General features: G+C 53.2%; 10 protein-coding genes. 2 read left to right on the top strand and 8 right to left on the bottom strand.

What is annotated here, in order from left to right; translation table 11 throughout:
- Nucleotides 1–38 precede the first annotated feature (38 nt).
- Both arfB and HV213_RS23305 read right to left on the bottom strand, forming a co-directional pair.
- Complete coding sequence (arfB, locus tag HV213_RS23300; RefSeq protein ID WP_181483491.1) at nucleotides 39–452, bottom strand: alternative ribosome rescue aminoacyl-tRNA hydrolase ArfB; 414 nt, start codon at nucleotides 450–452, stop codon at nucleotides 39–41.
- Nucleotides 449–994, bottom strand: a complete 546-nt coding sequence (locus tag HV213_RS23305) for a YaeQ family protein (protein ID WP_181483492.1) — start codon at nucleotides 992–994, stop codon at nucleotides 449–451. The genes arfB and HV213_RS23305 overlap by 4 nt, the downstream gene beginning before the upstream one ends.
- Before the next feature lie 196 nt (nucleotides 995–1,190).
- Here HV213_RS23305 and HV213_RS23310 point away from each other — a divergent pair, with 196 nt between their 5' ends.
- Together HV213_RS23310 and rof are read left to right on the top strand one after the other, a co-directional pair.
- A complete protein-coding gene (locus HV213_RS23310; RefSeq protein WP_110272452.1) occupies nucleotides 1,191–1,391 on the top strand; it encodes a YaeP family protein in 201 nt (66 codons plus the stop codon).
- Nucleotides 1,378–1,638, top strand: a complete 261-nt coding sequence (gene rof / locus HV213_RS23315) for a Rho-binding antiterminator (RefSeq protein ID WP_110272453.1) — start codon at nucleotides 1,378–1,380, stop codon at nucleotides 1,636–1,638. The genes HV213_RS23310 and rof overlap by 14 nt, the downstream gene beginning before the upstream one ends.
- A 1-nt stretch (nucleotide 1,639) precedes the next feature.
- On the opposite strand, the gene tilS is transcribed toward rof, so the two are convergent.
- The 6 genes from tilS to dnaE form a co-directional block, all read right to left on the bottom strand.
- Nucleotides 1,640–2,956, bottom strand: a complete 1,317-nt coding sequence (gene tilS / locus HV213_RS23320) for a tRNA lysidine(34) synthetase TilS (RefSeq protein ID WP_181486487.1) — start codon at nucleotides 2,954–2,956, stop codon at nucleotides 1,640–1,642.
- A gap of 69 nt (nucleotides 2,957–3,025) precedes the next feature.
- Nucleotides 3,026–3,415: a VOC family protein gene (locus HV213_RS23325; protein WP_181483493.1), complete on the bottom strand. Its 390-nt coding sequence runs from the start codon at nucleotides 3,413–3,415 to the stop codon at nucleotides 3,026–3,028.
- 62 nt (nucleotides 3,416–3,477) lie between these two features.
- Entirely contained in the window at nucleotides 3,478–5,616 is a 2,139-nt protein-coding gene (locus HV213_RS23330) for a lysine decarboxylase LdcC (RefSeq protein ID WP_181483494.1), read from the bottom strand.
- A 76-nt stretch (nucleotides 5,617–5,692) separates the two neighbouring features.
- Nucleotides 5,693–7,489, bottom strand: a complete 1,797-nt coding sequence (locus HV213_RS23335) for a chitinase (RefSeq protein ID WP_181483495.1) — start codon at nucleotides 7,487–7,489, stop codon at nucleotides 5,693–5,695.
- A 190-nt stretch (nucleotides 7,490–7,679) separates the two neighbouring features.
- Nucleotides 7,680–8,639 carry an acetyl-CoA carboxylase carboxyl transferase subunit alpha gene (accA, locus tag HV213_RS23340; RefSeq protein WP_181483496.1) on the bottom strand — a complete coding sequence of 320 codons (960 nt, stop codon included), beginning with the start codon at nucleotides 8,637–8,639 and terminating at the stop codon, nucleotides 7,680–7,682.
- A 12-nt stretch (nucleotides 8,640–8,651) separates the two neighbouring features.
- The gene (gene dnaE / locus HV213_RS23345; RefSeq protein ID WP_181483497.1) at nucleotides 8,652–12,134 is read right to left on the bottom strand and encodes a DNA polymerase III subunit alpha; all 3,483 of its coding nucleotides are present in this window, start codon (nucleotides 12,132–12,134) and stop codon (nucleotides 8,652–8,654) included.
- Between the last annotated feature and the right edge of the window lie 12 nt (nucleotides 12,135–12,146).

Raw genomic sequence — 12,146 nt, forward strand, 5'->3', positions numbered from 1 at the left:
TAAATTCCTTATAATCCATTCCACCCGTTCGTCACGCCTTAAGGACGAACTTTCCCACGCAGCGCTTTGACTGAGGATTTTTGCGCCTTAGAGGCAAGTCGACGCTCTTTGGATGCCCGAGTCGGTCGCGTCTCCCGGCGACTTTTTTGCGCTGCGGTTAATTCTTGTATTAGGGCAACCAGGCGAGCAATCGCCGCTTCGCGATTCATTTCCTGGCTGCGATATTCCTGAGCCTTAATGATAACCACACCGTCAGCAGAAATTAAGTGGTGGCTGGCAGCAAGCAGACGTTCCTTATAATACTCAGGCAGGCTTGATGCCTTAATATCAAAGCGCAAATGAATAGCCGTTGATGCCTTATTCACATGCTGCCCACCCGCGCCCTGCGCACGTATGCCGGAAAGAGAAATCTCTTCATCCGCAATCGCCACGCTGCGGCTAATGGTAATCATGCGGGTGTTTGCCAGGCCGTTAAGTTAATTTCCAGATTATTCTTAGCGTCGGATAACCAGATACTGCCATCCTGGATGGTCGCCTGCAGTATCATGGTGCGATCGGCAAATGCACTGAGCTGCGCCAGTTGAGTATCATCTAAATACCAGACCGTCAGCTTCGAAAACTGTGCCATTTTACTCTTATTCTGCTGCCACCAAATTTCAGCCGCCCGACTATTATAGGCAAACAGCGCAACCTCTTGTGCTCGTGAGCAAGCTTTTTTAATCCGCCGATCGTCAGGCAGCCCCAGTTCAATCCATAAATCAACGCCCAGATGATCGTTAAGCAGCCAGAGCTCCGCCTCATCATCGGAAGACAAACCGCGGGTAAACTGCAGACGCTCGTTGGCATATTTGATCCACGCCAGCAGTCGCAGCATCATGCGCTCCTGGGTTTCAGACGGATGCTGAGCTAACGTCAGACTGGCATCCAGAAACTGGTTACGGTCCAGGTCAGCCACGTTCACCGTCGCTTTAAAAATCGTCGCTTTCAGCGCCATGAATAAACTCCTGATAAAAATGGCGTACATTGTAGCGAAACTCGCGCCAAAAGGCTGTCAGCAATCAAAGGATCCCGTTTCATCCTGCTGATATTGCTTAAATGACTATGGTATAGTCACCTTGCTAAACAGAGTTTATCTTCGTAGGCTTAAACTTACATCCCACGGTTGAGTCAGGATGCTGACAGGAGGGCATGTGGACAAATATTGTGAGTTAATACGCAAGCGGTATGCGGAAATAGCCAGCGGGGATCTGGGGTATATTTCGGACGCGCTCGGTTGCGTGTTGAAAACATTGAATGAGATTGCGGCGGATCAGGCCCTTTCTGAGTCAGTCAGGGAAAAGGCCGCTTATGCGGCAGCAAACTTACTGGTGAGCGATTATGTCAATGAATGATACTTATCAACCCATCAATTGCGATGATTATGACAACCTCGAACTTGCCTGCCAGCACCATTTAGTTCTGGCGCTGGCGCTCAAAGATGGCGAACAGCTGCAAGGGAAGGCCAACGATCTGATCTCGCGCAAAAACATCGAGTATCTGGTAGTGGAACTCGCCGGCGACGTCCGCGAGCTACGCCTGGATAAAATCGCCAGTTTCAGCCACCCGGAAATCGGTACCGTCGTGGTCAGTGAGTCCTGAATCAAAACGGGTGGCCCTGGTCACCCGTTTTCCTCAACACCATCTGTACGCCTTTACCTTGCTCTACTCGCCCCTCTTGCGTGACAAACAGGCCATCGGCGGCAGCAATCAGCGTTTCGCCATAAAACAGTAACGGCGTAGTATCACGACGCCAGGGGGCTACGCCCAGTTCCTGCCAGATCTTTTTCAGCTTGCGGCCACCGTGGCGGCCCACGATATGTAGATTACCGCTGGCGCGAAAGCGTATTGTCACCGTATCTCCCTGATTCGGCTCACGTAACGCCCCACCAGGTTGTAACGCCAGCTCACCAAGATCAGCGGGTAACAACAGCGGTTCTGAAATATCGGGCCAGCTCAGCACGGCTTCTGTCTGACCCGGAATATACTTAACCCAATGCAGCCGCTGCTGATAACGACGAACGGTAAAATCGCCAAGACGTAGGCAAGGAAATGCATCTTCTCGCGCCTGCGCAACTTCACGCCAGATACGCTCCGGTACATCACGAGAAGGCATCAGCGCATTGTGCGCACTGAGCCAACGCCGCAGCAGCGCAGCCCGACGCGGCGCGCTCAGCGTAGTTAACGGCTCGACAGCCAGAGAACCGTCGCTCGCCATCAGCGTGGCGAGCTCCGCTGCCAGCATTTCGTCAAGCAGTTGTTCCTGCTCGCCGCACAGGCTGGCGCTACGGGCTACGGCCTCAGCAAAGTGCGGCCAGCGTGCGCTGAGTAACGGAACGATACGTAGGCGAAGAAAATTACGGTCGTAAGCATCATCCTGGTTACTTTCATCTTCGATCCAGGTGAGCTGATGAGTCATTGCCCACCGATATAGCGACTCGCGACGTTCATTGAGCAGCGGGCGCAACAGTTTCGTTCCGGCAAAGTTAGATTCACCCGACATCGCCGATAATCCGGTCGGTCCACTCCCCCGCTTAAGCGCCAGCAGGAAGGTTTCACACTGATCATCAAGATGTTGTGCGGTGACGAGTGCTTCTCCAGGCAAAAGCGCCATACGGAATGCCTGATAACGCGCTTGTCGCGCGTGAGCCTCAATCCCCAGCCCCTCATCGCCGAGCACCACTCGTTCGACCAAAAGCGGCACCTGCCACTGCTGACAAACTTGCTGGCAGTGCGCCACCCAGCCATCGGCGTTAGCGCTTAGCCCGTGGTGAATATGAATCGCCCGCAGTTGAATGGTTGGATCCTGTTCACGCCAACGGACCAGGCGGTGCAAAAGAACGGTCGAATCCAGCCCGCCGCTGAAGGCCAGCAAAAACTGGCGGTGCGGTTGGAGCGTTTGCGCAAGATCTGAGATCATCATCATGTGAGTACTGACTGAGGAAAGCGTGTCCGGCACGTTACCCGGCAGGACACCTTCTGACAAGAATTACTGTTGATAGATTTCCAGCGGCAAGCCATCGGGATCATTGAAAAAGGTGAAGCGCTTATCGGTGAACGGATCGATACGTACGCCTTCACAAGCGACACCGTGTGCCTCAAGATGGGCAACGGCGGCATCAATATCATCAACGCTAAACGCCAGATGACGTAATCCGCAGGCTTCAGGACGGCTTGGGCGTGAAGGAGGAAACGGGAAAGAAAACAGTTCAATGACATATTCGCCATTTAACGCCAGATCGCCCTTCCACGAATCGCGCTCTTCACGGTAAAACTCCCCCTGGAGAGTAAATCCCAAAACGTCGCAGTAGAAAGCTTTACTCTTCGCATAATCCGTCGCAATGATGGCGATATGGTGAACCCGTTTTAAACCCAGCATCGTAAAACTCCTCCTGTTGAAGCCAGCAAAGTTACTCGCGCCATCCGTTATCGCGCAAGCACTTAGTCATTTTTTAAGACTCGAACCCAATACACGCCGTCTTCATCACGCTTCGCCCCGTGGATATCGGTTTCAAAACCCGGGTAATGACGCCCAATCGAACACAGCATTAGCAGGAAGTCGAGTACCGCCCGGCTCTCTTCGGTAATCATTTCCCCAGGCATCAGCAGCGGCACGCCAGGCGGATACGGCAGGATCATATTGGCTGAAATGCGTCCGACCAGATTCTCCAGCTCAATGGTCTCCACTTCACCTTTGATTTGCCGCTGCCAGGCTCGGTAAGGTGTCATTTTCATCTCAGGCAGAACATCAAAGGCTCGCAGCATCAGTTGAGAAAGCTGGTGCTGGCGAATCAAGCGATGAATACCCTGAGCCAGTTCCTGAATGCGCATGTTGCGATAAAAATCCGGATCCTCAGCATAGAGATCCGGCAACATATTCTTCACTCGCAGATTCAGATCGTAAGAGCGCTTAAATTCCGTCAACCCACGCAGCAGTCCCATTGCGCGGGTTTTATCAATGCCGATACTGAAAAGAAACAACAGGTTATACGGCCCAGTTTTTTCAACCACCACACCGCGCTCATCGAGGAACTTCGCCACCAGCGAGGCTGGGATCCCCTCATTATCCATGTTACCTTGCTCATCCATTCCGGGCGTCAGAATGGTCACTTTCACCGGGTCGAGGAACATATGGTCATCATCGGCATCCTGAAAGCCGTGCCACGGTTCACCCGGTGCGACTGGCCAGCACTGCGCTTCCCCCACCTCTTCCGGCTGCCAGATATCAAAGAACCAACCGTCAGACTCTTCACGTAGCCGCTGCACCTCTTTGCGAAAATCAAGCGCCCGTTCAATTGAACGCTGAATAAGGCGCCTGCCGGAGTTACCACGTAGCATCGCCGCCGCCGTTTCGATGGAGGCGACAATCGGGTAGCTCGGCGAGGTCGAGGTATGCATCATAAAAGCTTCATTAAAGGTATCTTCGTCGTAGCTGCCTTTAATATGGATAAGCGAAGCCTGCGACAGCGCCGCCAGCATTTTATGCGTCGACTGCGTTTCAAAGATAACTTTCCCGGCAATGCGATCGCCGCTCATGCCGCTTTTTCCCTGATAGATCGAGTGAAAATGGGTGTAGGGTACCCAGGCAGAGTCAAAGTGAATAGACGGCACGTCGAGGGTTTCTTTAATCCAGGTGGTGTTGTACAACAGTCCGTCATAGGTGGAGTTGGTGATCACCGCATGTACAGGCCATCCAGCACCACCCGCAGCATTTACCTTTTGCTGTATCACATCGCGGGTAAACTCGCGCTTCGGAATACCGCCGAGGATCCCCAGCGCATTGCGCGTCGGTTTTAACCATAACGGCACAACGTCACTCATCATCAGTAAATGCGCCAGCGATTTATGGCAGTTGCGATCGATAAGCAGGGTACTTCCCGCCGGAGCGGAATACATGCCGACAATTTTGTTCGACGTTGAAGTCCCGTTGGTCACCATATAGCTTTGTTCCGCGCCGAAAGCACGCGCAATATACTCTTCAGCCTCCAGATGTGGGCCGCTATGGTCGAGCAGCGACCCCAACTCCGTCACCGAAATAGAAACATCGGCCTTTAAGGTATTACCGCCGAAGAAATCATAAAACAAGCAACCTACCGGACTTTTTTGATAGGCAGAGCCGCCCATATGCCCAGGGGTGCAGAAGGTATATTTTCCCTCTTGCACATAGTTGAATAATGCTTTAGTAAACGGTGGCGTGATGTTGTCGAGGTATTCGCGGGTGTACTGACCAATTCGAGTCGCGATCTCTTCCGCCAGCCCAAGCGCATATTCGAAAAACCACAGCGTCATACGCAAATCCTGACCGCTGACATCCATCGTCGAATGCGCGTTGATAAAGGCGTATAGCGGCAGGTATTCATTCAGCTGGTTAATCTCGCTACACAAATCAACGTTGTACTCATCCCAGTCAAAGATAACCCCACAGATCCGCGGATTATGTTCGATAAACTGCAACAGGTCGGCGCTGTTTTGCGGCCAGATGGTCTGGAAGCCTTGCCGTTGCAGGGCGGCTTCCAGTTCTTTGATCGGTTCGTCTTTGTGATAGACGCCATGGGGGCCCATGATGGCGATGATATTCACGCTTTCCTCCTGGAATTTACCTGAGGGAAGCATCATAACAATCACGCCAGTGCTTAGCACTGGCGGATTCTTCTTATTACATTGCTTTCCAGGCGTCTCCCCATGCGATGCCTGCACCAGGCTCGTAGTAGGTTGGCGCCACGTTGCACCATGCGCCTTCTGGCAGGGGTTTACACTGATACAGCGCACCATGGTTATTAACGATATCACCCGCTTTCCAGCTCTGAGTCGCGCTCCAGGATGGGTAGCTGATGGTGCCATCATCTTTGCCATCCGTCGATTCATCCGCAGCAGCCTTGGCTTTAACGTTCAGGGTATAAGTTGTGGTGCTGGACAACACACCATCGCTCACCTTCAGGCTAACGACGTACTGAGCGTCCTGGTCTTTTTCCGGGGCGGTAAAGTTAATGACTGCTTTATCTTGACCGCTAAGTGTCTGACCATCCTGAGACATCCAGGTATAGCTCAGCTTGTCACCGTTGGCATCAGAAGAACCTTCTGCGCTTAAAGAAATCACCGCACCCGCTTCAACAGCACCAATCGGACCCGCGATACGCGCAACCGGTGCGACGTTAACCGCCGGAGCTGGCGTCGTATCATCAGTGGTATCTGTAGGCGTCTCTGGAGTCGTATCCGCCTGATCGTTGTCGTCTACGATGTTGACGTTGAAATGGCTCTGGACACACTTGGCATAATCGCCCTCTTTAAAGGCGGTATATGGCGTCTGGTAGCCTACCAACTGGCAAGAGTTAGTTTTACCGTCAGAGGTTTCCGCGCTCCATCCCCAATCCATTTCCCAGTAGATCGGCAGAGCGCCCGCGCCGCCTTCATCAAACTGCTTCATGTTCTTACAGCCGAGAACTTCGTCATCAGCAATCGGGACTTTCAGATAGTTAGCAAACTCTTTGTAGTAAGCGATACGGTTAAGAGACTGGGCGTTCTCTTCCGCGCCACCACACTCAACGCCGCCGTTGATGATTTGGATGCTCACACCAAAGCCGGTGACCAGACCGTTTGCTTTATCGTGATCGTTTGGCTGCCAGGTACCATCAATAACGTGCAGCATAGATGGCTTCGGCGGCTGCGGGTAAACGAAGAAGAAGACTGCGCTCGCCAGGTTCATCCAGGTATCAGCAACCAGTTCCGGTTTATCCAACAGCGGGCGAACGTCGCCGCCGTACATAGCATCAGAGAATGGGCCATAGTTATAGTTGTAGGAGAGCTGTTTCGCCCCACGACCAAAGTAGCTAAGGAAATCGCCATCTTTGTCTTTACCACACGGCCAGGTCTGCCCCTGCCAGATATCCGGGTTACATTCGCCGTTGTAGCCGCCTTTCTGCCCTTCTACCCAACCTACTTCGCGGAGATAGACCAGAGCCTGACGCCATTCAGGAATATCACGCCAGCTTTCATGGCCGCCGGTTTCCTGCGCAAAGTGAGCAAACATGGTTGCCAGAGATTTACGGCAGATGGCATCGCTGTCGCGGCCATCGGTATAGGTACCGCAAACAGCAGGGAATTTACCAACCGCTTTGAGGAAGTTGGAGTAAGTATATTCCGGAGCACGCATCGGGAACAGATAGTCCCAATCTTGCTCAGATAGCATACCCTCAACACGTTTAACGTTTGCCGGGTTGGTCGAAAGACCCGGTTCAATTTTTTCAACTTCACTATTAGACAGCGTCTGAATAGATGATTTTACCGCATCCATCAGTGGGAAGTCGGTTAATGCTTTTTCTTTAGCGCTCAGATCGCTCGCTTTAATAGTTGTCGCTTCTGTTGCACCAAGTAACGGTGCGGCCTGTGCGGCCCCCAGGCTTAACATGATCCCTGCGGCCACGGCGCTCAACGCGACGGTTTTATACAATGCCATAGTATTTCTCCTTTATCCTTGTTAACTGCCTGCCGGGTCGCAATACCTGGCAGTTGCTGCAGTTTTAGGGAAGAATGGCATCATCTGCTAATCACATTACCTCTCACTGCTCTCATCTCGCATCAGTAAACAACATATAAAAAAAGGGCCGGAAAATCCGACCCTTAGAGGTAAAAAATGATATTGATAATCAGGCGTAACCGTAGCTCATCAGACGCTGATAGCGACGGTTGAGCAGCTCTTCCTCATTCAGAGTGTCGAGGTCAGCTAGGTCAGCCAGCAGTTGAGCTTTCAAGCTCGCCGCTATCGCTTCCGGATTACGATGCGCGCCGCCCAGCGGCTCCGGAATGATAGAGTCAATCAGCTTCAGCTCTTTAAGACGCGGAGCGACGATACCCATCGCTTCAGCGGCCAGCGGCGCTTTGTCGGCGCTCTTCCACAGAATGGAAGCACAGCCTTCCGGGGAGATAACGGAATAAGTGCTGTACTGCAGCATATTCACTTTATCGCCCACGCCAATAGCCAGCGCGCCGCCGGAACCACCTTCACCAATCACGGTGCAGATAACCGGTACGCTCAGGCGTGACATTTCACGCAGGTTACGGGCAATCGCTTCAGACTGGCCGCGTTCTTCCGCTCCCACTCCCGGGTAAGCCCCTGGAGTGTCGATGAAAGTGATGATGGGCATTTTAAAACGCTCAGCCATCTCCATCAGACGCAACGCCTTACGATAGCCTTCTGGTGCCGGCATCCCGAAGTTGCGACGAATTTTCTCTTTGGTTTCGCGCCCTTTTTGGTGGCCGATAATCATCACCGGACGCCCGTCCAGACGCGCAATCCCACCAACGATAGCTTTATCGTCAGCGTAAGCGCGGTCACCAGCCAGTTCGTCGAATTCGTCGAAAGCCAGGCGAACATAATCCAGGGTGTATGGGCGACGTGGATGGCGTGCCAGTTGAGCGACCTGCCATGCGCCAAGATCGGCGAAGATCTTGCGCGTCAGCTCTACGCTTTTTTCGCGCAGGCGATGCACTTCTTCATCGATATTAATATCCAGTTTCTCATCCTGGCGGCTTACCGCAGTCAGAGAATCGATTTTCGCTTCCAGCTCTGCAATCGGCTGTTCAAAATCAAGGAAATTCAGACTCATAGTATTCCTGTATTAGTCAAACTCCAGTTCCACCTGCTCCGAGCCGATAAGGCCACGCAGATCGTTGAGTAAACGATCGCTCGGAGAGACGCGCCATGTTGCGCCAAAACGCAACCGCGCGCGCGCATCCGCCCTCTGATAATAGAGGTGTACTGGAATGGTTCCCGAACGATGGGGTTCCAGAGACTGACGGAGTCGGTTTAAAAGCTGGTCATCAATTTGCCTGTCCGTCAGCGAGATAGCAAGCCCGCGAGCATATTTTTCCCGGGCTTCGTCAATGTCCATGACTTCACGAGCGGTCATTTTAAGCCCCCCGCTGAAGTCATCAAAGCTGACCTGTCCGCTGACGATAAGTATGCGGTCTTTTTCCAGCAATTGCTGGTATTTATCCAGGGCATCGGTGAATAACATCACCTCCAGACGCCCGGAACGGTCATCCAGTGTACAGATGCCGATACGATTGCCGCGCTTGGTGACCATGACCCGCGCCGCAATAACGAGCCCCGCCGCCGTGGTCACTTTACCACGATCGGTCGGATGCATGTCTTTGAGTCGTACGCCGCCAACATAGCGTTCGATCTCTCTCAGATACTGGTTAATCGGGTGCCCGGTCAGATACAGCCCCAGAGTCTCCCTTTCGCCCTCCAACACCACCTGTTCCGGCCACGGCTGGCAGTTAGCGTAGGATTGTTCAATTTGTTCCGGCTCTTCTGCCAGAACGCCAAACATATCAGCCTGGCCAATCGCTTCAGCTTTGGCGTGCTGATCGGCAGCCTTCAGCGCATCGCTCAACGAATTCATCAACGCCGCGCGATGCGGGCCGAGGCGGTCAAACGCCCCGGACATAATCAGTTTTTCCAGTACCCGACGGTTTAGCTTTTTGATATCAGTTCGCGCGCAAAGATCAAACAGCTCACGGAAATAACCGCCCTGGTTACGCGCTTCAATGATCGCTTCAATCGGGCCTTCACCAACGCCTTTGATGGCGCCGATACCATAAACGATTTCGCCATCGTCATTGACGTGGAAATGGTATAGGCCAGAGTTAATGTCCGGCGGCAGGATTTTCAATCCCATGCGCCAGCACTCATCAACCAGACCGACCACTTTCTCGGTGTTGTCCATATCCGCGGTCATTACCGCTGCCATAAACTCAGCCGGATAGTGCGCCTTCAGCCACAGCGTCTGATAGGAAACTAACGCATAAGCGGCAGAGTGCGATTTGTTAAATCCGTAACCCGCGAATTTCTCCACCAGGTCAAAGATTTTCATCGCCAGTTCACCGTCCACGCCGCGACTCTTCGCACCCTCTTCAAAGGTGCCACGCTGCTTGGCCATCTCTTCCGGCTTTTTCTTACCCATTGCACGACGCAGCATATCTGCGCCGCCGAGGGTGTAACCGGACAGTTCCTGGGCAATCTGCATAACCTGTTCCTGGTACAGGATAATACCGTAAGTCGGCTCCAGTACCGGTTTCAGACATTCATGCTGCCACTGCACGTCTGGATAGGAGATTTCTTCACGGCCGTGCTTACGGTCGATAAAGTTATCTACCATGCCCGACTGCAGCGGGCCCGGACGGAACAGGGCCACCAGGGCTATCATATCTTCGAAGCAGTCGGGCTGCAGGCGTTTGATCAGGTCTTTCATGCCGCGGGATTCAAGCTGGAATACCGCTGTGGTTTCCGAGCGCTGCAGCATATCGAAGCTTTTTTTATCGTCGAGCGGGATCGCCGCGATATCTATCGGCTCCAGCCCCTGCTTCGCCCGACGCGGGTTGATCATTTTCAACGCCCAGTCGATGATCGTCAGCGTACGCAAGCCAAGGAAGTCGAACTTCACCAGCCCCGCGTATTCCACGTCGTTTTTATCGAACTGAGTCACCGGGTTTTGCCCCTGATCGTCGCAATATAGCGGAGCGAAATCGGTAATTTTAGTCGGCGCGATAACTACACCACCGGCATGTTTACCCGCGTTACGCGTGACCCCTTCCAGCTTACGCGCCATATCGATCAGTGCTTTGACTTCTTCATCGGCTTCGTAAATTTCCGGAAGCTGTGGTTCAGCCTCAAAAGCTTTCGCCAGGGTCATACCCGGATCGGGCGGCACTAGCTTGGATATGCGGTCAACAAACCCGTATGGATGTCCCAGCACGCGGCCCACGTCGCGGATAACCGCTTTCGCCGCCATCGTACCAAAGGTAATAATCTGCGAGACCGCGTCACGACCGTACATCTCCGCCACATGTTCGATAACCCTGTCACGTTTCTCCATACAGAAGTCAACGTCGAAGTCGGGCATTGAGACACGTTCCGGGTTAAGGAAACGTTCGAACAGCAGGTCAAACTCTAGCGGGTCAAGGTCGGTAATTTTCAGCGCATAGGCCACCAGCGAACCCGCACCGGAGCCTCGCCCAGGACCTACCGGCACGCCGTTATCTTTCGACCACTGGATAAACTCCATAACGATCAGGAAGTAACCCGGGAACCCCATCTGGTTGATAACCTGGAGTTCAATATCCAGACGTTCGTCATAGGGAGGGCGGGATTCTGCGCGCTTTTCAGGATCCGGGAATAAAAATTCGAGGCGCTCTTCCAGCCCCTCTTTTGATCTGACGACGAGAAAGTCTTCTGTCGACATTTCCCCGGTCGGGAACTGCGGCAGGAAGTATTCGCCAAGCCGCACGGTAACGTTGCAACGTTTGGCGATTTCAACGGTATTTTCCAGCGCTTCCGGAATATCAGAGAACAGCTCGCACATCTCCTCCTCGCTGCGCATATATTGCTGCGGCGAGTAGTTGCGTGGGCGTTTAGGATCATCAAGGGTAAAACCGTCGTGGATAGCTACGCGAATTTCATGCGCATCAAAGTCGCCGGTTTCCAGAAAACGGACATCGTTAGTCGCGACAACGGGTAAACCGCACTCTTCCGCCAGTTGCACAGCCGCATGAAGATAGGTCTCTTCATCAGCGCGTCCAGTGCGGATCAGCTCTAAATAGTAACGATCGGGAAAATACTGCTGATAAAAAGAGACGCACTGCGCAACCAACGCCATGTTACCGCGCGTCAGGCTTACGCCAACGTCACCCTTGCGCGCGCCAGATAACAGAATGAGGCCTTCCTGATGTTCAACCAACCAGTCGCGATCGATCCACGGCCCTAATGCGCCGTAACCGCGTTGATAAGCGCGGGAGATTAGCAGCGTCAGGTTTTGATAGCCGACGTTATTCGCTGCCAGCACCGTTAGCTCAGTCAGCTCATCACCCATCAAATCGCTCTGGACGTGAAAATCCGCACCGACAATCGGTTTAATCCCGGCGCCATGTCCCGTTCCATAGAACTTCACCAGCCCACAGAGGTTGGTAAAATCAGTGATCGCCAGCGCTGGCATGCCAAGTCCGGCTGCCTTTTTCACCAGCGGCCCGGTTTTCGCCAGCCCATCAATCATGGAATAGTCGCTGTGCACCCGCAGGTGTACGAAACGTGGTTCAGCCATCTTCAGATTCCG

It is taken from the genome of Klebsiella sp. RHBSTW-00484, from assembly GCF_013705725.1.
Classification (GTDB): Bacteria; Pseudomonadota; Gammaproteobacteria; order Enterobacterales; family Enterobacteriaceae; genus Klebsiella.